Raw genomic sequence first — 26546 nt, forward strand, 5'->3', positions numbered from 1 at the left:
TTGGGATTAATGACTACTTCATTTTGTCTTTGTTGACTTTGGCGATGAATTTGTCAAGCTGTTTTTGGCTGAGTCTGGCTGCTGAGAAGTCTGAAGGTGTATGACCTCTAGCATTAGGGGATTGACAGTGGGCAATGAGCGATCGCAATGCCTCCATGAACCCAAAGGCCAAACCCTCAATGGTGTCTCGTTTATGAATTTTCTCACTGTAAGTCCAAGTCATTTCTAGTCTTCCGGCGCGAATAAATCCGCTTACTCCTAATAGGTGACTGCGCTGATTAAGTAAACTCTGTTCAGCTTTGAATTCTTCAGCCAAACCCAACACAGCAGATGCCTTAAGCACCTGATCAAACTGGCCAAGATAGTTAAAACTTACTTGTGCTTGGGGGAAACTTTCTAGTCTGGTGCGTATTGTGTCATCCTGTTGCAAATATCGCAACACGCCATAGCCGATGCCCCGGTTGGGGATGCGCCGCAGTTGTTCTTTAACTAACTTTAAAACCTCTCCTGGATGGTCAACTTCTTCTAGCTGTAAATGAACGGGGAATAAGGTAGTAAACCAGCCTACGGTGCGCGACAAATCCACATCCTCAAATAAGTCTTCCCGTCCATGTCCCTCTAAATCAACGAGCAGGGAACGTTCTCCCGTCCATTGAACAAAGCTTTGTACTAGGGCAGTTAATAGCAGATCATTAATTTGAGTGTTGTAGGCCGAGGGTACATCCTGCAAGAGGGCGCGGGTTTGTTCTTCAGTTAAAGAAAGCGACACAGAATCGGTTGAGGCTAAGGTGTTATTTTCTTTATCTGAAGGATAATCTACTGGCAACGTGGTAACTTTCAAACTAGACTCACTTAGCCAGTAATTCAACTCATCTGATGATTGCGCGTATTCTGTGAGGCGATCGCTCCAATATTGAAAGGAAGTTGTTTTAGGTGGTAATTTAATAACTTCACCACGACTGATTTGCTGATAACCAGTAGCCAAATCTTCGAGCAAAATCCGCCACGAAATGCCATCTACTGCTAAGTGATGGATGATGAACAGTAACCGACTAGGTTGATTGTTGCCTAATTGAAACAATGCTACTCGTGCGATCGCTCCAATAGATAGATTTAAACTAGCTTGGAGTTCAGCATCCGCCGCTTTTATTGCTGTTTGTTGTTCTTCTGCTGGCAAGTGCGACAAATCGATGACGCTAAATGGTACAGGTTCATGGGTCTGACTTTTCACGTTGTATGGAAAAGCTAACGCCAAACCTAACCCCCCAATCCCCTTGCCTACAAGGGGAGAATTCAAAGCCTCTCCCCTTGTAGGAGAGAGGTTTTCTAGAGCGTTAAACTGCTGCCAGCGTTGCCCTTCTCGGACAAAGCGCGATCGCAAAGCATCATGATGCACTAACAATTCTTGCACAACTTGCTGCAATAGCTCTGGTTGCAAGTCTGGCGGCACTTCTAGCAGGGCTGATTGGTTAAAGTAATCAGGTTCGGGCAATTTCTGCTCGAAAAACCACTGTTGGATGGGTGTCAGCGCCACCAAGCCAGTCACTAACCCTTGTTCGGCTTTTACAGAGCGAGTAATTCCTGCCACGGCAGCTAACTCAGCAATGGTTTGGTTCTGAAATAGTTGTTTAGGGGCAATTTGGATACCTGCTTGATTGGCGCGGGAAATTACCTGAATACTCAGGATGGAGTCGCCGCCCAATTCAAAGAAGTTATCGTGAATACCGACTTGTTTTAATCTTAAAATTTCCGACCAAATTGCCGCTAATCTCTCTTCTGTAGGCGTCTGGGGCGCAACAAAGTTATCTTCGACACTGCCAGAAAGGTCGGGGGCTGGTAGGGCGCGGTAGTCTACCTTCTGGTTCGGAGTCATTGGTAAGGCTTTCAGCAACATGAAAGCCGACGGAATCATGTAATTAGGTAGTTTCTGCTTCAGGAAATGCCGCAATTCTTCGGTGGTTGGTTGCGACTCTTTAGGCACAACATAAGCCACTAGCCGTTTTTGTCCGGGAATCTCTTCACGAGCAATGACGACAGCTTGAAACACCTGTGAATGTTGTCTCAACACCGTCTCGATTTCTCCCAACTCAATGCGGAAGCCGCGAATCTTCACCTGATCGTCAACCCGACCGAGATATTCTAGGTTGCCATCTGCGCGAAATCGTGCTAAGTCCCCTGTTTTATATAATTTGGGATTTGGGATTTGGGATTTGGGATTGTAAAACGGATTGGCGATAAATTTAATATCTGTGAGTTCAGGACGTTGCCAATATCCTCTGGCTAATCCGGCTCCGCCAATGTGCAGTTCTCCGGCAACTCCTATAGGCACTGATTGCAGATATTGATCCAGAACGTAAACCTGAGCATTACTGATGGGTTTTCCAATGCTAACAGAGGTGGCTGCTGGGGTTAAGCGATCTAAGGTGGTTATAACCGTTGCTTCCGTTGGGCCGTAACTATTAAGTAATTGGGGTGGATGCCAGAGGTGAGCAATACTACTGTGCCAGTGCTTCACTTTTTCCAGTTGAGCTTCTTCTCCGCCAATAATCACCATTCTCAGACTTTCGGGAATTCGGGAGTCTTCAGGGGTAAGTTCCGCCGCCAACTGATGCCAGTACGCTGTAGGAAGATCCAAAACAGTTAACTGCCATTCTCGGCAACACCGCCAAAATTCATCGCTGGAGTGCAACATCTGCTCGGTTCGCAACACTAATGTTGCACCGACTGCAAGACAAGGAAAGATTTCTTCAACTGAGGCATCAAAACAGATAGATGCAAATTGCAGAATATTATCGCTTGCATTAATTCCATATTCATGCATAGCGGTGATGACAAAATTGAACAGCGATCGCTGTTCAATCATCACCCCTTTGGGTTTGCCTGTGGAACCAGAAGTGTAAATAATGTAGGCGAGGTTATGGAGTTGAACGTCACTAATCGGATTAGCTGTACTGTGTTGAGCAATTAGTGGCCAGTCCCGATCTAAACAGATTGTTTTTCCGGCATAATCTGGTAGTTTGTTTGGCAATTTTGCTTGCGTCAGCAGAATGCCCAGTTTTGTATCTTCTAGAATGTCAGCTAATCGCTCTTTTGGATAGGCAGGATCGAGGGGAACATAAGCACCCCCCGCTTTGAGAATAGCGAGTAAGCTAACAATCATATCCAAGGAACGGTCAACGCAGATACCAACTAAGGTTTCTGGTTTGACTCCCAAACTTTGCAGATGGTGGGCTAATTGATTGGCGCGATCGCTCAATTCGCGGTAAGTTAGCTGTTGACCTTCTTGCTGAATAGCTACAGCATCGGGCGATCGCTCCACCTGAGCCGCAAATAACTTATGGATACACTCTTTAGCGGGATACTCACTGTGAGTCTGATTCCATTCCACCAGTAAGTCTTGCTGAGTCTGCATTAGCAGTGGTAATTCCCCAAGATGCTGCTCCGGGTTAGTAACAATCCCCTCTAGTAAATTTTGATACTGCTCTAGCATTTGTTGGACTGTGGCAGCATCGAAGAGGTCACTGTTGTATTCTAAGACTAGCGTGATTCCTTTCGCTCCCGTTTTAGAACCGTTCTGCACACGTTGCTCAGAACGCGGTATAACCAAAAAATCTAAATCAAACTTTGCTGATTTATTACTGATAGGTTCATGCAGACTGATGTCTAAACCAGGTAGACTCAAGTCCGGCATGGGAGAATCATGGAAGCTGAACATCACTTGAAATAGAGGATTGTGACTCAAATTCCGTATTGGCTTGAGAACCTCCACCACCTGATCGAAGGGTAAATCTTCGTTGCTGTATGCTTCCAGAGTCACTTGACGCACTCGACCGAGTAATTCCCTAAATGTGGGATTGCCAGACAAATCAGTGCGTAGAACCAGGTTATTGACGATCATGCCAATTAGCTTTTCTACCTCCTGCATCCGCCGATTCGCAACAGCAGTGCCCACGCTCAGGTCGTCTTGCCCAGTGTATCGGTGCAATATTACCAAGAAAGCTCCCAGCATCGTCATAAATAAGGTGACACCCTCTTGACGACTCAGAACTCTCAGGGATTCGCACAAGCTGATCGGAAGTTCTACCCTAATTTGATCGCCATTGTAAGTTTGCTCTGTCGGTCGCTGGCGATGCCTACGGCCAGCTTCGCTAACGTAGGGTAATTCTAACAGGGGTGAACTACCGGATAATTTCTGCTGCCAATAGGCCAATTGTGTTTGGGCTTCCTGGCTTTTGACCCACTGTCGCTGCCAATGGGCAAAATCCACAAACTGAAGGAGTGGTTTAGGAAGGACAGCAGAATCTCCCAGCGAGAATGCTTGATAAAGTTTCAGCAGTTCATCCAGAAACACATTGAATGACCAACCATCATGAGTTATATGATGCTCAATGTGGATCAACAAATGTTCTTGGTCGCTCAACCTCAACAAAACCCACTTAACTAATGGTAGTTGATTCAGGTTAAACGGCTTTTGCACTTCTGTCTCAACTAGGCGTTGAGCTTCTATTTCTCGCTCAGATTCAGGGAATGTCTGGAGATCAACTACTGTGAAGCTAATTAATTGATGTGGGTGGATTACCTGAAACAGGCGTCCATTCACTGCCGGATAAGTCGTGCGAAAGATTTCATGACGCCGCACAATCTCGTTGAGGCACTGTTGTAATACCGCCACATTCAGTTGACCCTTAAATCTCATAGTTGCCTGGAATTGGTAGGCACTACTTTCAGGAGCCAGTTGCTGGATGAAGTACACTCGCTCTTGAGCAAAGGAAACTGGCAAGAGTCCTTCACGCCCAATTCGTTGTATAGTAGGACGCTGTAACTGCTGTTCTGGCTGGCTGTACTGTTCGATTAGTTGAGCTAAACCAGCGATGGTAGGGTTTTCAAAGATGTGATTAAAAGATAACTCGACTTGGAAAACTTCGCGCACACGAGAAAGGATCTGAGTGGCGATCAGGGAATGACCACCTAGATAGAAAAAATTGTCATTGACTCCAATCTCCTCAAGTGCCAGTAACTCAGTCCAAATGACCGCTAACGTCTCCTCAATTGGGTTCCGAGGCGCGAGAAAGGTTTCTTCGAGATCGGGGCGTGTGCGATCGCCAGCTGGAAGATTCTGACGATCCACTTTCCCATTGGGAGTAAGGGGCAAGGAGTTGAGAATCACAAAAACTGCTGGCACCATGTAGTTAGGCAGTTTTTCTTGAAGGTAGCGTCTTAGGGTACTGGCGCTCAGATCAAGTTTTTGGTTAGGCACAATATAGGCGACAAGGCGCTGATCACCAGGGATGTCTTCACGGGCGATCGCCACTGCTTGCTGTACATCCGGGTGTTGACTCAAAAGCGCCTCAATTTCTCCCAGTTCAATGCGGAAGCCGCGAATCTTCACCTGATGATCAACTCGCCCAATAAACTCAATATTGCCGTCTGGTAAGAAACGCGCTAAGTCGCCAGTCTTGTATAATCTACTCCCTTCTGCGTTCTCAAAGGGATGGGGAATAAATTTTTCTTCGGTTAACTCTCTTGCGTTCAAGTAGCCTCGTGCCAAACCGTCGCCACCAATATATAATTCACCAGGAGTACCAACAGGAACTGGTTGAAGTTGGGCGGACAGTATATAAATTTGTGTATTGGAGAGTGGGCGACCAATCGGCACGTTTGTAGCCTCTTCGGGAATATTTTGCACTAGATACCAACAAGAGAATGTTGTACTCTCAGTTGGCCCATAAACATGCAACAATTGCTGTGGCGACCCATTTCTCAGAACCGCTTTGACTGACTTGACATCTACAGCCTCGCCTCCAAATAGCAAGTGTCGCAGGTCTTTAAATGCCTGGGGAACAATGCTGGCTAACTGATTAAATAAAGCTGTCGTCAAAAACAATACGCTAATCCCTTGTTCGGTAATGTAGGCTGCGAAATGCTGGGGCGAAAGCACAACATTCTGAGGAATTACCACCAGCGTAGCCCCGTGCAGGAGAGATCCCCATATCTCGAAAGTGGCTGCGTCAAATGAAGTATTTGAGGCTTGAGCAACGCGCTGGCTCGGCACAAACTTCATGTAGTTGGTGTTGCACACTAGCCGATTGACAGCCCGATGCGGTACAGCGACTCCCTTTGGTGTTCCTGTAGAACCGGAGGTGTAGATAACGTAAGCTAGATTTTCAGCCGTGACGTTGCCAGTCGGATTCTCTTGACTGTGTTGGTTAACTGATTCCCAGTCAGTATCCAGACAAACCACCTTCGTCCCACTACTCGCAAACCCTTCAGCGAACTTTTCTTGCGTTAATAGCACCTGCACTTGTGAATCTGAGAGCATGAAGCTTAGACGCTCTTTGGGATACGTTGGGTCTAATGGTACATAAACTCCTCCAGCTTTGAGAATTCCCAATAGCCCTACGATCATTTTTAGCGATCGCTCGACGCAAATGCCTACCAGAACTTCTGGCCCTACACCCAGCGAAGCTGAACGCAAATAATCTGCTATTTTGTTGGCTCGGTGGTTCAACTCTTGATAAGTTAGTTGTTCCTCCTTGAAGACAACAGCGATACTGTCTGGAGTTTTTTCTACTTGTGCTTCAAATAACTGATGTATACATAAGTGCTGGGGATAATCGACAGTTGTATCATTCCATTCCACTAAGATTTTATGTCGTTCCTGCTCATTTAAAACAGAACAATTATCAACAGACTGAGTAGAGCTAATTATAATTTCTTGCATAAAAGTAATATATAAATTGAGAATTTTACTAAAGTCATCATTCTTGATATAGGAATCATATTTGAATTACTGTCATGGCTTTAATGTTGCAAAAAAATTGTAGTAAAAAAATTGTAGGTTGGGTGGAGGCTTTGCGTAACCCAACATCCTGATAATCAGTTGGGTTACGCAAAGCCTCCACCCAACTACGTCTAATGCACTATTTTGCCTAGACAGTAACCCAACATCCTGATAATCAGTTGGGTTACGCAAAGCCTCCACCCAACCTACGTCTAATGCACTATTTTGCGTAGACAGTCCACTACGTGCATTTCAAAAATCAAATACTAGTCCTATATGTGCTGGAGCTAGAGTATTAATTAACCTCACACTTGATTTGGTTTTTATTTAGTTAGACAAGTAGCAATATCAGTGATCATTTTAGCAACCTTATTTCGCCAATTTTCCCGGTTATCAAATAATATCTCACATTCTTTTTTTAATTGGTATAAATATTGTACAATGCCGATTTATACTTCTAAGAAGTACATCAGAATTCCTCTTCTGACAAACCTTTATAGGAATTCATGATCGGGCAGAAGGCAAACCCCATAAATAAATTTTAGCGGGTTTCAAATAAGGACGCTTTCTTCTCACAGTTTGCATCTCCAAAAAATCTCCCCTTGTTATAAATAAGTTTAGGAGCTTTAAAAGAAAGTGGCAGAGGGCAAAAAATATATTTTCTTCCTCTTGCCTCCTGCGCTCTGCCTTGCTTTAGTAATAGACATCTAGTGAAATTGATTATGCTTTACATTCTTGTAGAGATGTAGCACTGATACGTCTCTACATTATCTTTTAGCAGATGTCTAACAGTGAAATTATTCCTCAACGATTTCAATTGTTTTTGGTGGCTGAATCTCTTCAGCATCAATAATAACTTCTGGACTAAGTTCATTTTTCAGTTTGAGTTTTAGCTCCTCTGAAATGGGTAAATCTTTAATTTCTTTCAAGAGGAATCTCACAGATTCGGTTTTGCTACGTTCTGTATAGACGGCCTTGAGAACAGCTTCAATTCCATATCCCGCTACAGTATCCCCTACAACCGTTATTAGACCAAGCAGTGCTATACCTCCGACAATGCCAAACGGCCCTCCCAACGCTGTGATGGCAGCTGCAATAGCGGCAGAACTACCCCCTGTTGTGACTGTTAGAATCACGAGAAATACGCCGGGAAGACCCAGACCAGCAAGTTTTTTAACGATTTCGTCCATTGGAATTACCTAAAATCCTTATCTTGGTTAAAACATTACGTAAGGGTACGAGAATGGAGTCTTTGTAAATAAAGAAGCCTTTCTCAAAAGCAGACTAAGCTAAATAAGAGTCATTCGCGCTCAGATTGGGTTAAGATTTTTTGAGTTTTTTCTCTATATTACCCCGATCTGATAGTTCAGTTTTTAATCAAAGCGATCGCTAATTTTTCCATTTACAGCAGAAATAGCCACTGTTCTTGGTGAGGCCAAATAATTTTTGCCTGTTGGATCGCCGCTGCGTCCTTTAAAATTGCGATTGGTTGCATAAATCCCTGTTTCTTCTTTTGCCAAAACCCCAAGTCCAGAGTTGATACAAGCCCCACAACCTGTTTTGAGAATCTGTGCCCCTGCTTGTTCAAAAATGTCGAGATAACCTAACTTTTGGGCTTGTTCTCGGATTTCAATGGTTGCAGGTACAATAAACAAGTTTACACCGTCTGCCAGTTGGCGGCCGTTCAAAACTTCGGCTGCCTGAGCCAGATCGTAGAGTTTGCCGCCGGTACAAGAGCCAATAAAGGCTTTGGTAATCGGAATGTATTCTAACTGACTAATGGCAACTACTTGATCCGGTTTCGGGGGACGTGCGACTTGCGCTTCTAAATCACTGAGGTCAAATTTATAAATCTTTTCGTACTCAGCATCAGCATCGCCGATAATCTTTTCAAATTCTTGTAAAGCTCGGTTTTTTACATACTCATCTGTCACCTCATCAGGAACAATCAAACCACAGATTGCACCACACTCCACAGCCATATTAGCTAGAGTCAATCGTTCATCAAAGGGCAGTTGTGCCAGGATTGACCCTCTAAACTCCATTACCTTACTGGTAGCGCCAGCACAGCCGATTTGTCCCAGGATAAATAGGATAATATCTTTGGCACTGATTTTAGAAGGCAAGGTTCCAGACAACTCAAATACTATAGTTGGAGGAACACGAATCCACATATCTCCTGTGGCATAAATATTAGCCATATCGGTGGTTCCGACGCCCGTCGAAAAGGCTCCCAATGCCCCGTAGGTGCAGGTATGGGAATCTGTCCCGGCAATTATCATTCCTGGTCGGACAAACCCTTTTTCTGGGAGTAAAACGTGGCAGATACCCGCAGCTTCACCTGGGGAAACTATATCAAATAAGTGGCATCCCTGGACTTTAGCAAACTCAACCATTTGTTCATACATCAGATATGCTTTGTCATCAGCACGGATGTCGTTGACTTGGATAAAGTGATCGGCTACCAAAACCACCTTTTGAGAGTCCCATAACTTTGCCCCTGCTCCATACTCTTGATAAAATGTCTTGGCCACAGGCCCAGCCACAGCATCATGGGATAAGGCTAAATCCACCTGGGCAAAAACCACTTCTCCCGGCTCGACGTAGGAATTTCCAGAGGCTTTAGCCAAGAGTTTTTCTACCAAAGTCATCGGTCGGGTTGGGGTCAGGCTGCGAGGAATGGTAATCTGACCTTGACGACGCAGCTGATTAAAAGACATTAACCCACCGGCTGCTGCGATCGCATCAACTACAGGATTCTCCTGTTTCTCCCCTAGAATTTCTAGGCAGAGTCCAATATTAATGCTATTACGATAAAAAATTTCAGCGAACGATCGCGCCCGAATCTTTTCAATTCCCGCAGCTTGCAGGGCAATCGGAGCAACTTCTCGACTGGAACCACAGCCGAAATTTTCTCCTGCTTCAATCACATTGTATTTTAGCAGTTCACCTGCTCCAATCACATGTTCTAAAGCATAGTGCTTTAAGCGATCGGGGTGATCGTTTGTCGCCCGATTCGCAGGAATAATATCATCAGTATTGATATCATCTCCCAGGTGCAAAACATTATTTGCGTGACTCATGAAGCACTCCTAATTCTGAATGTTGCACAGATGAAAGTTCTTCAAGTAAAAGGTCAACTAAGGTTGCAGTATTGACTAAAATTTCTTCTCCTTGGGTAAATAAATCAGCTGTTCGGTATCCCTTAGCTAAAATTCGGTCTTGTGCTGCAATAATCCGTTGGGCAGCCTGCGCTTCTCCCCATTGCTGAAGCATTAAAATACAGGCTCCAAGGGTGCCGAGGGGATTAGCAATTCCTAAGCCTGCAATGTCTGGGGCTGTACCGTGAATTGCTTCGTACAGACCAAATCCATTAGCGTTAAGACTCGCCGATCCTAACAAGCCAATTGAACCAACTAATGCACCGCCAATGTCGCTGAGAATATCTCCAAACAGATTCCCCGCCAAAATTACATCAAACCGCTGCGGATTCAAAACCATAAGCATAGCTAAGTTATCTACCAGCATTGGTTCGACAACAACGCCAGGAAACTGTGTAGCTTCTTCTTGCACTAGACGAGTCCAAGGCAAATGAGGCAAGGCGTTTTCTTTGTGGGCTACGGTGAGTAATCCTCGGCGGTATTGGGCTTGCTCTAAAGCCTTGCGAGCAATTCGACGAATTTCTTCATCGTAATAGCGCATCGTATGGTAGCCATAATTTCCTCTTTCGTCTGAGGAACGTCCAGATGGGCCAAAATAAATCCCACTGACCAATTCTCGAACCATGAGAATATCAAGTCCTTGAATTTTCTCTGGTCGAAGGCTAGATTTATGCACGAGGCTTTTAACGCTACGGATCGGGCGAAGATTGCAAAAAAAGTCAAAATGCTTTCGGAGTTCTAGCAGTCCGCCTTGAGTAACCGCACCGAATACAATTCCATCGGCTCCATCGCACAGTTCGACGGTGGCTTCAGGGAAGTAACTACCCAGTTGCTCAAAGGCAGTTGCGCCGAGCCAGCCATAGTCTACCTGCAAAGTAAATTCTTCAATTTTAGCGACGTGTTGCAGAATTTTTAGAGAAGCTTCCACAACTTCTGGCCCAATCCCTTCTCCAGGAATGGCGACGATCCGATAAGATGCTTTACTTAAAGACCCCATTTCGACCTATTGAAAATTACTGGTTCCACTGCATTCTCATTAAGAAATGCTCAAATTTAAGTTGATAAAATACTACACAAATCATCGATTTCTTTACTTTTTTCTTTAATCAGTGTGTTAGCTAAAGTTTGTAACTCCCGGATATTTTCTGGCTTGGCATTATCTATTGCTTCGAGTTCACTTTTTAAGAATGTTTGAAATCGATAATAAGAAGTTTTCTTCCCTTTATTATTAGCCTCAAACAACCGTTCTAATTCTCCAGCTACTACTTCACTACCACCGTCAAGCACAATATTTAACAGTGGTTTTGCCCATTGCAATAGTCCCCATTTTTTAACTTCGTCATAAGGGTAGACACTTGTCAGAGAACCAGTGCCTAATGATACTAATAAGATATCCTCTGTATTCAGGATTTGTTGATTTTCTTGTCTACTAATTTGCGCTTCTAAAATAGCCAAATTAGCTGGATTATTAGCGACTACTCCGCCATCGACTAAAGTATAGAAGCCGTTAGTATTATGGGAACTACCAACGCGATAGGGAGCAAAATAAGTCGGAGTTGCACTAGTTGCTAGTGCCGCATCTGTAAGCGTAAAACCTCCGCACAACTTGCGAAACTTTTTCGATTCTGTCTGTTGTTTTTCCAGTTTGTTTGTAAAGAATATCGGGATTCGCTGCTCGATATCGTAGCTAGTTACGAAAACTTCTTTGAGATTATTTTCTAGAGGACTATCACCAAAATATTGCCTGATAATTTCTTCTCTACCTTCAGAAGAATATTTTGGTTGGACAAATATATCCTCTAGCTGACCGAGTACTTGTTCCCAAAATGGCTCGTAAAATATCTCAGCCCCATACTCAAGATATATTTGCAGTAGATTCTCAGCACTATATTGGGCGACGGGTGAGCTATCAGTTACTTCTAAATCTAATCGGGGTTTAGTTAATCCCAGTGCCAGAATTCCGCCGCTGGAAGTGCCAGAAATTAAATCGAACAAACTAAAAATCTGCTTTTGTGTGCGTTTTTCAATTTCTGCTAGGATCATGGCTGGGATAATGCCTCGAATCCCGCCGCCATCAATAGCAAGTATTTTATATTTGGGATTGGCTTTCGTATTCATAGTTTTTGGCGATCGTTCCTGAGTTAATGTTTGCTGTTGGATATCGACTGGAGTTGTTTCGGATTTCTCCTCTTTTGACTTGCTAGTTTGAATGTTCGCAGATTTTTCGCTCTGTCTTTTTGTCCCTTTTTTTGCCTTTGGGGATACTTGCTGCAACTCGGCTTCACTGACAGCAGTTACTTCAGCCAAGAGAACTTCTGCAACGGACTGGCTCTCTTCCTCCAGCACCACAGTTTCCGCAGGTTTTCCCTCCTCAGAACTACTCGCTGTCTGATCTTGTTTCTCACTCTCGTTCGATGATTGTGTAATTCCAAATGGAAGTTGTGCTACATCCCAATTAGGCTGACCACGCAAGTTTCCATCATGGCCATTTCCAGTCTGGTCTTTTACAGTTGTTCCTTGTCCTTCATTTAATGCCCAGTAAGCGACTAATCCTTGTTCATTTCCAACTAGAGGCTGATAGCGATGCCTTTGGATTTCCACCGGGGGACAAGGGTAATTCCAGACGCTAATGCTAGCTAATTGACCTGTGAAAAATATGTTGTTGTGTAAAGTCGCACCCAGAGTCACAGAACTAGTTGCTTTATTTAAAGAGTCACCTGTAAAATAGCCAAAATATTCATGCTCATCAAGATATATGCTCAGTTGACCTTTGTTAAAAACAATTGCAAAGAAGTGCCATTGTGCGACAGTTAATTCTCCATTACCAAAAGTTTTGATAACTTTCTCAACAGTTTCATCAATGAATACATCTAGGTTTCCTGATTCACTGATGCCGAACTCAAAATTATCACTATATCGATCTGAAGAACGGGCAAAAAAAACATTGCGCGTGCCATAAGTAGTGGCTTTATCTGTTAGCTGATGAGGATTCACCCATCCTGAAATCGTAAAGGCTGAACTTCCCTGAGTAAAAACACCAGCAAAATCTTTTTTGCCAAAATCTATGTAATCATCTTGACCATCAAATGTCAGAACTGATTGGCTATACACCTGGTTTGTCACAATATTTTAATCTCCAAAGTTAAGATAATTCGTAATTATTAATTCGTAGTTAATAAATGTAATAGACAAATACGTGGTTTTGAGTTTTATAACGTAGAAGTAAGCATCCGTGAGGGATTAAAGGTTTTTAGGAAATAATAAAACCCTTACTAAGAGCAAATTTAATTAATTTTATATTGCATAGCATACTTTGATTTCTTCTTGCTCACTTACTTAGCTTGTTGGTAAAAATGGGCAATTTTTAGTACATTATAATGTATTTTTTTAGAGGCAAAGATTAACTTTTTCATTAAATAAACTAGATTTTTTAAAACCAACGTGCTTAACCTATACTCTCAAATAATCTCAGCTTTATCCAGAAAATGCAATAGCAGTGTAAGACCGTTAAATAGACAGTTAAGACAGTTAAAATAGTTAAGTGGACAGTTAAGACAGTTAAGTGGACAGTTAAGACATTTAAGACAGTTAAGACATTTAACCAGATAATTAAAATATTTAAAACAGTTAATAAAGAATAATTACTAACTGTAACGAATGGCACAGCCTTGTGAGCTTTATTACAAAAGCCCCCACTTTTAAAACATCCTCTAAGCTTCGTCATAAAAAACTGATATTGAATCAAAAATGCATAAAGTCGAGCTAAGACCCTCACGGATGGTAGCCGCTAAACTCTCACCCATTTCAACACATTAGGATCTTTATCATAGCGATAGGTAACGCTGTCCCTAGTAGTAATAGACTCCCCTTTGCTTGCCTTACTTCTAATAGTTGTAATGGAATAGTAGGCAGGGTAAGCGCATATAATTTTGTAGCGGAAAATACAGATTTTTCGACAAAGAGATGTAATAAATCGAAGTAGAGTATTAAATATGTTAAGTAGTACGCTAATAAGTAAAGCGTCTATTTCACATCAGGGTCAGTCTTATGGCATCAGGTTTTAACTCTTCTAATAATCCTCCTGTTAAAAGGTCAAAGGCTTTAAGTGTAGAAAATGCCAATGCGTTAACAGAAAAGATGTCATCAATTTTTAGCGAAATCGAAGACCCCCGTGTAGAAAGAAATCGTGTGCATTTATTAACAGATATTTTAATCATTGCCATACTATCAGTGATTGCAGGAGGCAAGGGATGGGAGGATATGGAGAATTATGGTTTAAGTAAATATGAGTGGTTAGAGCAGTTTTTAAGTTTACCTGAAGGCATACCTAGTGCAGACACATTTCGTTTTCTTGTCAATAATTCATATTCAAATTCAACAACGTTAAAATTTCACTTAGTTTGAAAGATATTTTGTACCATTTTTTTGCCTGCATTCGCTGCCGCCTTATCCAACTCTGCAATCTCACCAGCGTCTAATTGCCAACCCAACGCACCAAGATTTTCCCTGGCTTGTTCCACGCTCTTTGCTCCAGGGATGGGAATGGTTCCTTTACAGATGCACCAATTAATTGCTACCTGTGACATAGTTTTGTTTCTGAACTGTGCCACCTCTCGCAAACATTCCAAAAGCGATTTCCCAGCAGAAGCCGCTTTGCGTCTACCCATTCCTGATAATATTTGCCTAAATAACAGACCTCGAATGCCTTTAGGCAAAGGGCCTTGCTCAGAGTATTTTCCTGTCAGTAGTCCCAAAGCTAGAGGGCTGTAGGCAATCAATTTAATTCCCAACTCATCGCAAAGGTCTTTGAGCTTGAGTTGGGTGACAGGATATGTAGACAACAGAGAATATTGAACTTGCAGAGTTGTAATCGGAACGCCTCGTTCAGCGAACTTTTTCTGCACTTGCTTAAGCCGTTTCGGCCCATAATTGGACAGTCCTACTCCCTTGACCAGTCCTTGCTCATACAAATCGGCAAGACCATCTAAAAGTCCTTCCTCTTGCCAAGGAGCATAGTTTGCTGTAGACCAGTGCATCTGTACCAAATCTACATTTCTTCCTAGACGTTGGGCAGATGACTTACAAGCCCTTACCATTGATTGACGTGTCCATCTCCACGGGTAAGCAGCAAGCTTAGTTGCAATACAAATATTTTCTTTGCCTGAACCTACATATTCTCGGTTGAATCGTCCCAGAAGTAACTCACTCCGACCATTCAATCTCCCAGTTCCGTAAGAATCACCTGTATCAAATAAAGTTACACCGTTGTTTACACAAAGGTTAAAGACGGCTTGCAACTGCTCATCCATACTTTCGTCATATCCCCAAAGCAGTTGGTTGCCCCAGGCCCAAGTGCCGCAGCCCATGCTTGGGAGGGAGAGTTTTTGGAGAGTCTGCATCTTTGCTGTTTGTAGATTGCCTTATTAATTATCAGGCATATATAGCAGTCCGAAATTATTCATGAGATTTGAGATAGTTATAACCCAAGCGTATTGAGTTATAACCCCCCTGTAGTCCTGACTGATCAATTTCAAGTTGACAGACTACTATTAGGATATTGTCGAATTTGCCAAAAGCCAAGCTTTTTCAGTCCATGCATTATTAAATAACTCGACCTCTGGCACTTTTAATTCAAATGAATGGGGTGGTGATTGTAGCAATAAGGGCGAACCTTTATCATGGGCCTCAACTAAGTTAACTATCCAGGGAAGAAAGTCTAAGATTTCTTTTGGTAGTACAGTTAACTCGAAATCCCACACCAAATTTAGACCTCGGCAGACTTGTCCTTTTCTGATCACCGTCACTCTACCAGCACTTTTGTTAATAGCCAGTCGAAGAATGAATGGGCGGAATGGGACAAATTCATCAGGTGCTGTATAAGCGTATACATTTATATAGTTTAGTCTTTGCCTACGATCCATCCAAGATGCGATCGGTGAATTACTACTATAAGATGTACCAGTTATGATCACCGGCATATTCATAGTAGCAGCAAACTTAGAGTAGAATTTATGCCTTAGTTCGCTAACAAGATGTTTAGCTTCTGGATTCATGGTTGCTATACCTATTACAAAAACGATACCTGCGGTAAGCTACGCTAACAGATGGCTTCATAAAAGACAGTTATAGCGGTTCCCATTCAGATGCCCACCTTTCCCTTGTTTATAAAAAAGGGCAGACAAGGGGTCTGCCCTCAAGACCTTAGAGTTAAATTTTTGGTTTTAGACCTTAATAGCGGCGATCGCTACCACCACCACCACCATAGCTTCCTCGTCTACCACCAGAGGAACCGCCGTCTGTCTTGGGTTTGGCTTTATTAACTTTTAAGCTTCGACCCATCCATTCAGCATTATCAAGGGCATCAATCGCCGCTTGTTCTTGTGCGTCTGATTCCAATTCTACAAAGCCGAAACCTCTCATCCGACCTGTTTCTCGGTCGATAGGCAATTGAACATTTTTTACAGTTCCGTATTCTGCAAAGACTTGCCGGAGGTCATCTTCTTTAACCTCATAAGATAGATTACCGACGTAAATTGACATAGAATGTCTCCAGAATCAAGGGATGTAGAGATTTAGATCCGGAGAGGTCTGTAATACAAGTATATATAATAACAAACTGCACAGCCGAATTTGATCTTCCACGCATACTTTAACATAAATGGAGAAGTTATGTTCTTAAGTAACACTATACTTAATCTGTTGATCTAAATACTCGGATAGTTGGCAAAACTCGTTTAAAATCAACCTACGAGCGATCGCATTAAATTTGAAGTCAGCAAAAATTTTTCATCACTGAACTTATTTCTCTTCAAAGAGTATTAATTAGTAATTTTTAAATTTTGTTCAATCAAAATTTTCAGAGAGAGCAATTAAATAAAATCAGTGCGATCGCTTGTAACGTAAAATTAATCTCCATCCAGCATTTGCTAACACCTTGACGCCCATGTTTTGCGACTACCTCATCCAAATCCTGACTGCCCGTGTGTATGATGTTGCCCAGGAAACACCACTGGAGTATGCTCCAAATTTGTCTGCGCGGCTGAATAATCAACTCCTGTTGAAACGTGAGGATATGCAGTCAGTATTTTCCTTTAAACTGCGAGGTGCTTATAACAAAATGGTGCAACTGCCACCAGATATATTGGCAAAGGGTGTAATTGCAGCGTCTGCGGGGAACCATGCTCAAGGAGTCGCCCTTGCAGCCCAACGCTTGGGAACCAGAGCGATTATTGTCATGCCAGTAACCACGCCCCAAGTCAAGGTGGATGCGGTGAGAATGAGGGGTGGAGCAGTGGTGTTACATGGAAACACTTATGACGATGCTTATACCTATGCGCGTGAATTAGAAGTAGAAAAAGGATTGACTTTTATTCATCCCTTTGACGATCCCCATGTAATTGCTGGACAGGGAACAATCGGGATGGAAATTTTACGGCAATATCAGCAACCCATCCATGCAATTTTTGTCGCAATTGGAGGGGGCGGATTAATTTCTGGGATTGGGGCTTATGTGAAACGGTTGCGTCCCGAAATCAAGATTATTGGTGTTGAACCAGTTGATGCTGATGCGATGTCTCAATCGCTCAAAGCCGGACATCGGGTACGCCTGTCCCAAGTGGGGTTATTTGCTGATGGTGTGGCGGTGCGGGAAGTAGGTGAAGAAACCTTCCGTTTATGTCAGCAGTATGTAGATGAAATTATTTTGGTGGATACAGATGATACTTGTGCTGCGATTAAAGACGTGTTTGAAGATACGCGATCCATTTTAGAACCAGCTGGTGCATTGGCGATCGCAGCTGCCAAAGCCTACGCCGAACGAGAACAAATCGAGGGACAAACCTTAATTGCTGTTGCCTGTGGTGCAAACATGAATTTTGATCGCCTCCGCTTTGTGGCAGAACGGGCGGAGTTCGGCGAACGCCGCGAAGCGATCTTTGCAGTCACAATTCCAGAGCAACGGGGAAGTATTCGCCAGTTTTGTGAATGTATTGGCAACCGTAATCTTACCGAGTTTAATTATCGCATTGCCGATGAAAAAACAGCCCATATTTTTGTCGGTGTGCAAATTCAAAACCGTGCCGATGCTGCAAAAATGGTAGAAACCTTTGAAGCTCAGGGATTTGAAACCCTTGATTTAACGGACGACGAACTAACTAAACTACATCTGCGGCACATGGTGGGTGGACATTCTCCCCTGGCTGACAATGAATTGCTCTACCGTTTTGAGTTTCCCGAACGTCCCGGCGCATTGATGAAGTTTGTGACTTCTATGAGTCCCGACTGGAATATTAGTCTTTTTCACTACCGCAACAACGGTGCAGACTACGGACGAATCGTTGTTGGTATCCAGGTTCCCCCCCATGAGATGCAAGATTGGCAAGCTTTTCTCGATCGCCTGGGCTATCGCTATTGGGATGAGAATAAGAATCCGGCATACAAGCTGTTTTTGGGATAGGTGGGGAGTGGGGAGTGAAGAAGGGAATAGGGTACAGGTTACAGGGTACAGGGTACAGATTATTCCCTATCACCTGTCACCTGTTACCTAATCCCCATGCCCAATTTAACGAGAACTCCCCTTTAATATCAGATTGGAGTCCCAAGTATAGAAGCCGATTTGATTAGGAACTCTAGAGAATCTGCCTGTCCGATAGCCTCTAGATAGTTCATTCAGCACCTTATTTTTGATCTCTCTAATTTGCTGAGAATCTAATTCTCCATAAATTCCGGCGATGACTTCAGCAACACTGAAAACTTTACCTGGATTTTCTTCCAACAGAGAGGTGAGGGCATCAATTAAAAATTGACCCTCAAAGGCTTTGAGCATGGGAACTGTTTTTGTCGGGGGTACGAAAGGCTTCTTATTTTTGTTCTTAATATTCCTAGAAGCACCATTGCGATTACTTGGGGCTACCAAACTTAAATCCAGAGTATAACAACCTGGCTCATCGGGAATAGTTACCCAGTAATTCCTTTCTCTACCTTGGGTGAGGGAAGATTGAACCCTACCTTTGACTACTTTGAATAGATGGGAATCTAACTCTCCATAGAGCGATCGCACGATAAAATCAATATGACAAACAGTACCTATCTGTTCTTGCAATAGCTGTTTTATGGCTTCCATTCGCGAGATAGCGTGCTGATACTGAGGTAGCATCGGAATTTCCGCTACCTTCGTTGAACTATCGTTGTTCTCTGGGGCGATCTTTGGATCTGTTGATGTCGTTAGAGGTTGACTCTCTTTTGTATCAACAGCAGCAGAAAAAGAATTATTTATCTCAACTCGATCTGAGTCTTTTCGTACTGACTCTAAAGACTCCACCAAGTTGATTTCGTCGATGTCATTAAGAGGTGATAAAAACCGCAGTGAACCTTCTGGGGAAAGATTTGAGGTTTCATCAGCCGTCGTTAATCTTGATATCTGCTTGTTAGCATCCAAAAAAGACCAGTTAGACAACAACGCTTCTACATGATCGAGCTGAATTCGCGCTTGCACAAAGAGGCGTTCATATTCTTCTGTAAGCCGAGCATAATAGTCTCGTAATTCCAACAGTGGTGAGACAAAGGTGTCGGGAGGTGGTTCTAATTGTCCATTTTGAGTCATAAGGGTTTAATCAATTTAAATCGATGTCACTTTTATAAGACATTGCTCTGGGTTTTGCTTTGTGAGATGCTGGCTGGGATTTCTTAGGGGGTTGGGGAGGGCGACATCTCTCACAATATAAGGGTCGAGGGCCAAAAGTCTCGCGCTTTGTCAGATCGTTACACTCTTTACAGACAAACTGGAAAACACGAGTATGAATCTGTCTTTTGTGCGCCCTGACAGTATATTCCCTAACATCAATGAATTTACTTGCCATAATCAGGAATTGTGAATTGCCGTCGGATCAATGTCTTATCAATATAGCTATTCAAGCAAATCAAACCGCATCAGTGTGTGTTTATGTAGAAGTTTTATTGAAATCAGTGAATTTGACGGCTAGCATAAAGTGCAGATGAGCAGCTTGAGAGTTAGCCATTGACTATTCTCTCAGCATATAATTGGTGATGAGCAAACACTACTCCCATTCTTTAGGCGTAGGCGATTTACATTGCCCCGATCAGAAAAGTTGGTAGGAGAAAGTACAGGATTATTCAGTTCCACTTCTATTGATTGGCAAAGGGCGCGATCGCCAGTCTATCTAATTGCCCATGATCAAATTACCGCACTCTTAACCCCTCTTCCTCATCCTAGATGGGTAATGGTTAATGAAGCCATTCCTGTCTAAAGAACAACCGCCTCCTAAAAACAGGAGGCGGCGATCGTTGTTAATCAAAGTATGATTCTAATAAGTTTGATCCCTCTACTAGTAGTATGTCAAGTCAACTTCACTGGGTCAATAAGTTCGTAGTCAGGACTTTAGCCCTTTGTTAAGCGCTCAAGCCCTTATTACTAACCCATCAATTTCAACTTGATAGACTACTGCTGACTGGGAGCCGCTGGTTGCGATTGAGGTTGTGGGCGTAAACGGCGCAAAGAGTCCCGCAATTTATTCTGGCTAGTGTTGTCTCTTCGCCGCCGCCGATTTGTAGTTTCTTGTGGCTTTTGTGATGAATCGGTAGTCGTTCGTTCACGCTGGATGCGGCGTAAGGATTCTCTTACACTTCCTTGAGTGCGAGTTGTCCGAGCTTCAGATGATGAGTTTCTAGCAGTATTTTCCGCTCTTTGGGGTTCCAGTCGCCGACTAAATCCAGATATTGCTGGTTTTGTAGCTCTAGCTTCATTAGATGAAGGTGGTGTCAACTCTCGTCGCCTACGTCTTGGATTTTCTTGTGTGGAGTTGGTAGCCGTTGTCTGCCGAGTTCTCTCTTCTGCTTGTCTTTGTGCTTGACGTTCTTGGACTTGACGCGATCGCTGTGAACCTTTTATGGCAAATTCAGTCGCGATCGATACTCCTTGTCTACCGCCATCTGCGGGTTTTAATTTCCACTCACGCGCTTGTCTGGCTGTTTCTTCATCTAAGTCGCGGTTTCCACTGGAGCGAGCAATCCGCACATTAGTAACATTGCCTTGTGCATCAGTATCTACAGCTACTTCTACTCTGCCTTCAACTCCTCGCCGTCTTGCTGCCTCTGGATACTTGGCATTACATTCACGGCAAGCTGCACGACCATTACCATTACCTGAACTGTTAATTTTTGGAGGTGTTGGCGCTGTTGCTACTGTGGGACGGTTTCCTGTTGCATTGCCAATTCCACTACCAATTCCACTACCAGTGCCGCTACCAATTCCACTACCAGTGCCACTGCCAATTCCACTGCCAGTGCCGCTACCAATTCCACTACCGGTGCCACTGCCAATGCCGCTACCAGTTCCACTGCCAATGCCTCCGCCAGTGCCAGTACCAGTACCTCCGCCAGTGCCAGTACCGCTGCTTGTACCGACAGCAATACCACTACCTGAGCCTAAACCAACACCAGAGCCGCCGCCACCACCGCCACCGCCACCCGCCGAACTTGCTTTGGAATCTTCAGACAGAAGCGATCGTGGAATGGATGCAGATTTCACAGGAACTTCTGGCGCTGATCGGGGAATGGGTGCAGATTTCACAGGAACTTCTGGCTTAGTAGCAATTGCTTCTGGCGGTGTATTTGTCGGTTGTGGCTTCTGAGCAACTGCTGTAATCTGTTCTTGCTGCTGAACTTTTTCTACGGGTGGAGTTTCTATAGGCTGTTTTTGGACAACTTCTGGTTCTTTTTTGATTTCTTCTGGAATCTCTGCGATTGGTTTTTCTGGTTCCGCAGTCGGAGAATCAACGATCGCCACCTCTATTGGTTCATCTTCTCCCGTGGGCACTCTCGTCAAATAATTACCTATGCCTGATGACAGTACGCCGATATGCAGCGCCAGTGAACCGATCAGACTGTAAGTCAGAAAAGACTTGAGAGCCTCAACTTCTTTGGAACGTTGCTCGACAGTAGTGCCGGAAAAGCTCATAGCTATTGCTACCTATTCTCACTAATCTAGTCATATTAGAATGCATGGTTGCAAATATCAAGTAAAAAATTAAAATTATTTCGGGCAGTGTTACGAACAGCATACTTAATAATAAAAATATTTTTGAAAATACTGTTGATTATGACGATCTCTAAATAAAATTAATTTTTGTGTTATGTGTTGATTAAGTTAATTTATGTAAAACACAAAAAGATTAAATAAAATTAATAATGATGAAATTTGAAAAATTCTCATTATATTTTAGAGTCTATTGAGAAAAAGTTTCATTTTTAGCTTGATTCTGGTAGTCTGATTTTGTATTGTTGATGACGTTTAGAGGCACTACATGGGAATTCAGAGTTTGTTTGAAGCAGGCGGTGTGGTCATGTTACCCCTGCTGGCGTTTTCGGTGTTGGCAGGGGCACTAATGATTGAGCGGGCGAGGTTTTGGATACAGATTGGTAGGCGTCAAAACCGGGTGATGCGAGAGGTTTTAAATCTTTATCGACTTGATAATGTCGTTAGTGCTGTGGATAAGCTGCAAAAAAATGTAGATTTACCCATAGCACGCATTTTTCTGGCTGGACTACAGCTAGAAAGACCGACTCCAGAAAAATTTCGTTTGGCTTTGAAAAGCGAAGCGCAAGCAGAAATTCCTATGCTCAAGCGGTTTCAAGCTGTATTTGACACAATTATCGGTTTAGCGCCTCTATTGGGACTTCTCGGCACAATTTTAGGATTAATTCGCTCATTTGCTGGACTGAATATTGGTGATGTTGGAGGTACTAAAACTAGTGCAGTCACTTCTGGTATTAGTGAAGCTTTAGTTGCTACCGCATCAGGATTGGTTGTGGCTATCTTTGTGCTTTTAGGAGCCAGCATCTTCCGGGGACTATACCAGCGGCAGATCACAATGATTCAAGAGTACGGGGGACAGCTAGAAATACTGTTCCTCGATCGCTATGACCAACTCGATCGCTACGAGCAACAGGAGAAGTCCTATGGATCTAGATGATAATGAACCAGATTTACCACCATTTATAAATGTAGTACCTCTGATTGATGTAATGTTTGCCCTTTTGACATTTTTCATCATGTCAACTCTATTTCTAACACGTTCGGAAGGCTTGCCAGTAAATTTACCGAAGGCCAGCACAGCGAAACAACAGCAAGTTCCCACTAAAATTACCATTACGGTAGACGAAAAAGAACAGGTAAGCCTCAACCGTAAACCAATTGCAGTTGATGATTTGACAGCGCAAGTGCGGACTTTAGTTGGTTCTAACCCAGAAGTGTTAGTGATTATTAATGCTGATGAAAAAGTTGATTATGGTCGGGTGGTGGCTGTGATGGATCGGGTACGTCAGGTTCCGGGGGCAAAATTAGCGATCGCTACCCAAAGATAACAAGTAGATATATTCTGCATCAGAAGTTCAGAGAGTCAGAAAAATTCTCTATTCTGACTCCTAACTCCTTCTTGTCTAATAGACATCTCCATAAATTCATTATGCGTTGCCTAAAATCCTTGTTATGCATAATTAATTAATTTTGCCCACCTGATTTTCACCAGATATTTGATTCTAACGGCAGTAACTTTTCTTGGTGTAGGTTTTGCCAAGGTCAAGTTTAAGACAAATGGTTCCATTCTAGTATCTACAATCACGACATAATCCAAACTGACTTGATAAATTGCTAATTACACGAACAAAATAAGGCATAGCAAATTTATACAAGCAGGTAGATTATCTGATGACTATTCCAGAGTCAATTAAAAAATTCATCACATGGATACAAGGTTTTGACCATCGAATTTTACAAAATGAAGATGATGTCAAAGAAAAGTTTATTTTGCCAATGTTTCACTATCTCTGCTATCCAGAGATATGTCATCGTGAATACTCTTTGAAAACATATCAATCAGAAACCTACGCCAGAAATCCAGAAATTGCTCAGATTTATTTTGCAACAGATGATGTTAAGCAACAAAATACAGATACATCACTGATTTTTGTGGAAGCCATAAAACCGTATAAAACTAAGTTAAATGACGTTATTGAGCAAGCTAAATTTTATAGTAATCATTTTAAGACATTATTTTTTATTGTCACTAACGGATACGAAATAAAGGTTTTTAAACGTCTACATTACAATCGAGAAGAATTGGTATTTGATCTAAATATAGATGCCCTGAGAAATAACGATATCGCCTCAAAGTTTTATCATAGACTCAATTTTGATTTAGTTAAAAACATCGATAAAAATACAGTCGGTATTTTGACATATACTAAATATAACTTAATAGAAAAATTAATCATACACCATCCAGATTTACAGGATTTTTTAGAAAAATGTGATTTTGAGCCTTCGATAACGCGAGAAGACTACCGCCTAGTTGTTGTGAAACCAAAAGTAGCGATCGCCTGTAATTTACCCAAAGCTTTTGGAGAAGGTAATTGTCAAATAGAATTCAGTAGTATTCTTTTCAGAGGTTTAACAATTCACTTAAACCATCAAGATATTTTAGGTCAATTAATGACTGGATTGCATACTCAGCCAGATTGGGGATGTCGCCGTTTTTTGAACCCGTTAGATAAAAATAATTTTACAGTAAATTTGGGTCAAACAACAGTCATTTTATCAAAATTAGAAGCAACAGACTTGTGTTTGTGTATTGATGAAGTTTGTCAAGAATATCAAAATTTAATAATTGAATTTGAGAATGCTTTAGAAACATGGGATTTTAAACTCGTAAAGTTCTCAGAAATTCGCGGTTTTATCCTTTTTTCTGTAAGACAAGAACTATGGGAGTTAATGCAGCAGTTTGTTAATGAATTTAATTATACTAAAGGCAAGTCAGAATGGCATCTATTCCATAGAGAAAATATATCAATTCGAGTAAGTCGAGGAATTCGCGATCATACATTTATTTTTCCCAAATTCAATAGTGACTTATCTTTATTGCCTAATAATAAAATTAATATAATCTATGAGCTAAATGATGTTATTTTACAATCTATTGAGACAGGTAAATTAACCTTATGGCAGCAAGATATTGGGGTACGGGGAACCTGGACAGCTAGATATACCCAGCAGTGGCTATTAGAAAAATATATTCCAAAAGTTATTAATTATTACTCAGAGAAGTCTCAACTATCTGAAGCTGAACTGCTAGCCAAAATAATAAATGACGAAAGTGACCGTATGCTGATTAAAGAAATTGATCATATCAGAGATTTAGCATCTTATCTTCGTGACATCCAATCTTGGCTACATATATATGTGGAAAATATTGCTGCTTCGCTCTTGAAGCCATATTACCAAGCTTATACAAATTTGGTGCGTAACACAGATTCTTCCATAACAGGCATAGACTATATTTTCGGAAATTTGCGGAGAGTAGAGTGGAAAAATACGCCAGAGGAAAATTATAGCAATTCTACAGACTGGAAAAACTTGACTTTTAAACATGCTATAGATTGCTTAGATCGGCAAGTAGTAAGAATCAATAATAGTGAATACGAGAATAGTTTCAAGGCAGATTTAATCACTCGGATATTTATTTGGATTATAGAAAATGGTAGAATATCTTTTTCACAAGCTCAGTTAAGTGCTGCTAAACAAGCTTTAATCCCACTTTGGGAACAAAGTCGTTTTGAAATGCGCTATATCTATCCTAATCAATAAGATTACATAATTTGCTGTAAATCCAACACAAATCCAGGAAGTACATTTTCTCCTGATAAACTAGCAGGATTGTCTAATATCTCTACATCTTTACCTGGACGATAAATTTCCACTCGCTTGTTTTTCCGGTCAATTAACCAGCCTAATTGAGTACCATTTTCGATATACTCCTGCATTTTCTCTTGCAATTCTTTCAAGGAATCAGTACGAGAACGCAACTTTACTACAAAATCAGGACAAATCGGGGCAAATTTTTCTTGTTGTTCTGGGGTTAAAGCATTCCATCGCTCAATTTTCACCCAAGAAGCATCAGGAGAACGTTCTGCACCATTGGGTAGGGTGAAGCCAGTTGAAGAGTCAAAAAGTTCGCCTAAATTACTCTCCGAGTTCCAAATATCTAATTGAGTTGTAATTTTAACATTACGTCTGCCAGTATCACTACCTGTAGGTGGCATAATTAATAATTCCCCTGATGCTGTACGCTCAAATCGATAATCGCGGTTTTTCTGACACATCTGGAAAAATTGATCATCAGTCAAGTCAATTTTTAATTTGAGTGTAGAAGGTAAAGTGGTTGTAGTGGCGTTCATAGGCTATTTTTAGCATCTTACTTTCTAGTGTAGTGCTGTGTGGGGTGCGTAGGCGTAGCCCGTCGTAGACATCGCATGATGAGATGATGGAGAGCGATCGCACGCCAGAACTTGCAACAAAACGTAAAGTACGAACATACACAAGCATAGTATAAGTGATGGAATTACATAAATAATTATTGGCAAAAATTCAATTTTCAAATATGGCATATAGTTTTTGTCGCTAAAAGTTTTGATCGCTAACCATAAGATGGTGTATAGTCTCCTGTTAACTAAATACAGAGAAATTCTGTCTATGATTCGAGATTTAGAGCAGGTATACCAAATGCCAGCTTGCATCATAGGAAATTGAAACT

At 42.1% G+C, this 26546-nt stretch carries 18 protein-coding genes and 1 pseudogene; 6 read left to right on the plus strand and 13 right to left on the minus strand.

The genetic code is table 11. The features are described from left to right. Positions 1–13: 13 nt before the first annotated feature. The 5 genes from V7K62_RS21710 to V7K62_RS21730 form a co-directional block, all read right to left on the minus strand. Positions 14–6721, minus strand: coding sequence for an amino acid adenylation domain-containing protein (locus tag V7K62_RS21710; protein ID WP_334867686.1), 6708 nt, complete (start codon positions 6719–6721; stop codon positions 14–16). Between the two features lie 857 nt (positions 6722–7578). Further along, positions 7579–7971, minus strand: a complete 393-nt coding sequence (locus V7K62_RS21715; RefSeq protein WP_334867688.1) for a hypothetical protein — start codon at positions 7969–7971, stop codon at positions 7579–7581. A 183-nt stretch (positions 7972–8154) separates the two neighbouring features. Then, the gene (locus V7K62_RS21720; RefSeq protein ID WP_334867690.1) at positions 8155–9864 is read right to left on the minus strand and encodes an aconitase/3-isopropylmalate dehydratase large subunit family protein; all 1710 of its coding nucleotides are present in this window, start codon (positions 9862–9864) and stop codon (positions 8155–8157) included. Further along, a complete protein-coding gene (locus V7K62_RS21725; protein WP_334867692.1) occupies positions 9848–10939 on the minus strand; it encodes an isocitrate/isopropylmalate dehydrogenase family protein in 1092 nt (363 codons plus the stop codon). The genes V7K62_RS21720 and V7K62_RS21725 overlap by 17 nt, the downstream gene beginning before the upstream one ends. Positions 10940–10995: 56 nt before the next feature. Further along, on the minus strand, positions 10996–13065 hold the full coding sequence (locus V7K62_RS21730) for a patatin-like phospholipase family protein (RefSeq protein WP_334867694.1): 2070 nt from the start codon (positions 13063–13065) through the stop codon (positions 10996–10998). A gap of 1014 nt (positions 13066–14079) precedes the next feature. Here V7K62_RS21730 and V7K62_RS21735 point away from each other — a divergent pair. Continuing rightward, positions 14080–14289 (plus strand): annotated as a pseudogene (locus tag V7K62_RS21735) (transposase family protein); the annotation flags it as partial. A 44-nt stretch (positions 14290–14333) separates the two neighbouring features. Here the strand turns inward: V7K62_RS21735 and V7K62_RS21740 are convergent. The 3 genes from V7K62_RS21740 to V7K62_RS21750 form a co-directional block, all read right to left on the minus strand. After that, positions 14334–15341, minus strand: coding sequence for an aldo/keto reductase (locus V7K62_RS21740; protein ID WP_334867697.1), 1008 nt, complete (start codon positions 15339–15341; stop codon positions 14334–14336). A 150-nt stretch (positions 15342–15491) separates the two neighbouring features. Beyond that, positions 15492–15995, minus strand: a complete 504-nt coding sequence (locus V7K62_RS21745) for a hypothetical protein (RefSeq protein WP_334867699.1) — start codon at positions 15993–15995, stop codon at positions 15492–15494. A gap of 175 nt (positions 15996–16170) precedes the next feature. Continuing rightward, complete coding sequence (locus V7K62_RS21750) at positions 16171–16482, minus strand: RNA recognition motif domain-containing protein (protein ID WP_334867701.1); 312 nt, start codon at positions 16480–16482, stop codon at positions 16171–16173. Positions 16483–16885: 403 nt separating this feature from the next. Between V7K62_RS21750 and ilvA the strand changes: the two genes are divergently transcribed. Further along, positions 16886–18397 (plus strand): threonine ammonia-lyase, biosynthetic, encoded by a 1512-nt coding sequence (gene ilvA, locus V7K62_RS21755; protein ID WP_334867703.1) that lies wholly within the window; start codon positions 16886–16888, stop codon positions 18395–18397. Between the two features lie 105 nt (positions 18398–18502). On the opposite strand, the gene V7K62_RS21760 is transcribed toward ilvA, so the two are convergent. Both V7K62_RS21760 and V7K62_RS21765 read right to left on the minus strand, forming a co-directional pair. Continuing rightward, positions 18503–19543, minus strand: coding sequence for a hypothetical protein (locus V7K62_RS21760; RefSeq protein ID WP_334867705.1), 1041 nt, complete (start codon positions 19541–19543; stop codon positions 18503–18505). A gap of 10 nt (positions 19544–19553) precedes the next feature. Beyond that, entirely contained in the window at positions 19554–19799 is a 246-nt protein-coding gene (locus V7K62_RS21765; RefSeq protein WP_099099597.1) for a hypothetical protein, read from the minus strand. Between the two features lie 231 nt (positions 19800–20030). Here V7K62_RS21765 and V7K62_RS21770 point away from each other — a divergent pair, with 231 nt between their 5' ends. Next, on the plus strand, positions 20031–20207 hold the full coding sequence (locus tag V7K62_RS21770) for a hypothetical protein (RefSeq protein WP_334867707.1): 177 nt from the start codon (positions 20031–20033) through the stop codon (positions 20205–20207). 191 nt (positions 20208–20398) lie between these two features. Here V7K62_RS21770 and V7K62_RS21775 read toward each other — a convergent pair whose 3' ends face one another. Beyond that, complete coding sequence (locus tag V7K62_RS21775) at positions 20399–21916, minus strand: energy transducer TonB (protein WP_334867709.1); 1518 nt, start codon at positions 21914–21916, stop codon at positions 20399–20401. A 346-nt stretch (positions 21917–22262) separates the two neighbouring features. On the opposite strand from V7K62_RS21775, the gene V7K62_RS21780 reads away from it, so the two are divergent. From V7K62_RS21780 to V7K62_RS21790, 3 genes are all read left to right on the plus strand, one after another. Then, positions 22263–22931 (plus strand): MotA/TolQ/ExbB proton channel family protein, encoded by a 669-nt coding sequence (locus V7K62_RS21780; protein ID WP_334867711.1) that lies wholly within the window; start codon positions 22263–22265, stop codon positions 22929–22931. Beyond that, entirely contained in the window at positions 22918–23322 is a 405-nt protein-coding gene (locus V7K62_RS21785; RefSeq protein ID WP_334867713.1) for an ExbD/TolR family protein, read from the plus strand. Before V7K62_RS21780 ends, V7K62_RS21785 begins: the two co-directional genes overlap by 14 nt. A 343-nt stretch (positions 23323–23665) precedes the next feature. Further along, the gene (locus V7K62_RS21790) at positions 23666–25600 is read left to right on the plus strand and encodes a hypothetical protein (protein ID WP_334867715.1); all 1935 of its coding nucleotides are present in this window, start codon (positions 23666–23668) and stop codon (positions 25598–25600) included. 2 nt (positions 25601–25602) lie between these two features. Here V7K62_RS21790 and V7K62_RS21795 read toward each other — a convergent pair whose 3' ends face one another. Further along, the gene (locus V7K62_RS21795; RefSeq protein WP_334867717.1) at positions 25603–26190 is read right to left on the minus strand and encodes a Uma2 family endonuclease; all 588 of its coding nucleotides are present in this window, start codon (positions 26188–26190) and stop codon (positions 25603–25605) included. A 24-nt stretch (positions 26191–26214) separates the two neighbouring features. Then, a complete protein-coding gene (locus tag V7K62_RS21800; protein WP_334867719.1) occupies positions 26215–26532 on the minus strand; it encodes a hypothetical protein in 318 nt (105 codons plus the stop codon). Between the last annotated feature and the right edge of the window lie 14 nt (positions 26533–26546).

Origin of the sequence: Nostoc sp., from assembly GCF_036917935.1 — a bacterium.
Lineage (GTDB): Bacteria > Cyanobacteriota > Cyanobacteriia > Cyanobacteriales > Nostocaceae > Nostoc.

Coding starts and splice junctions, on each gene's coding strand:
- V7K62_RS21765 (WP_099099597.1), bottom strand. CDS start 19,799: ATGGCAAGTAAATTCATTGATGTTAGGGAATATACTGTCAGGGCGCAC.
- V7K62_RS21740 (WP_334867697.1), bottom strand. CDS start 15,341: ATGCAGACTCTCCAAAAACTCTCCCTCCCAAGCATGGGCTGCGGCACT.
- V7K62_RS21750 (WP_334867701.1), bottom strand. CDS start 16,482: ATGTCAATTTACGTCGGTAATCTATCTTATGAGGTTAAAGAAGATGAC.
- V7K62_RS21715 (WP_334867688.1), bottom strand. CDS start 7,971: ATGGACGAAATCGTTAAAAAACTTGCTGGTCTGGGTCTTCCCGGCGTA.
- V7K62_RS21785 (WP_334867713.1), top strand. CDS start 22,918: ATGGATCTAGATGATAATGAACCAGATTTACCACCATTTATAAATGTA.
- V7K62_RS21725 (WP_334867692.1), bottom strand. CDS start 10,939: ATGGGGTCTTTAAGTAAAGCATCTTATCGGATCGTCGCCATTCCTGGA.
- ilvA (WP_334867703.1), top strand. CDS start 16,886: ATGTTTTGCGACTACCTCATCCAAATCCTGACTGCCCGTGTGTATGAT.
- V7K62_RS21745 (WP_334867699.1), bottom strand. CDS start 15,995: ATGAATCCAGAAGCTAAACATCTTGTTAGCGAACTAAGGCATAAATTC.
- V7K62_RS21780 (WP_334867711.1), top strand. CDS start 22,263: ATGGGAATTCAGAGTTTGTTTGAAGCAGGCGGTGTGGTCATGTTACCC.
- V7K62_RS21760 (WP_334867705.1), bottom strand. CDS start 19,543: ATGACTCAAAATGGACAATTAGAACCACCTCCCGACACCTTTGTCTCA.
- V7K62_RS21800 (WP_334867719.1), bottom strand. CDS start 26,532: ATGATGCAAGCTGGCATTTGGTATACCTGCTCTAAATCTCGAATCATA.
- V7K62_RS21795 (WP_334867717.1), bottom strand. CDS start 26,190: ATGAACGCCACTACAACCACTTTACCTTCTACACTCAAATTAAAAATT.
- V7K62_RS21790 (WP_334867715.1), top strand. CDS start 23,666: ATGACTATTCCAGAGTCAATTAAAAAATTCATCACATGGATACAAGGT.
- V7K62_RS21720 (WP_334867690.1), bottom strand. CDS start 9,864: ATGAGTCACGCAAATAATGTTTTGCACCTGGGAGATGATATCAATACT.
- V7K62_RS21710 (WP_334867686.1), bottom strand. CDS start 6,721: ATGCAAGAAATTATAATTAGCTCTACTCAGTCTGTTGATAATTGTTCT.
- V7K62_RS21775 (WP_334867709.1), bottom strand. CDS start 21,916: ATGAGCTTTTCCGGCACTACTGTCGAGCAACGTTCCAAAGAAGTTGAG.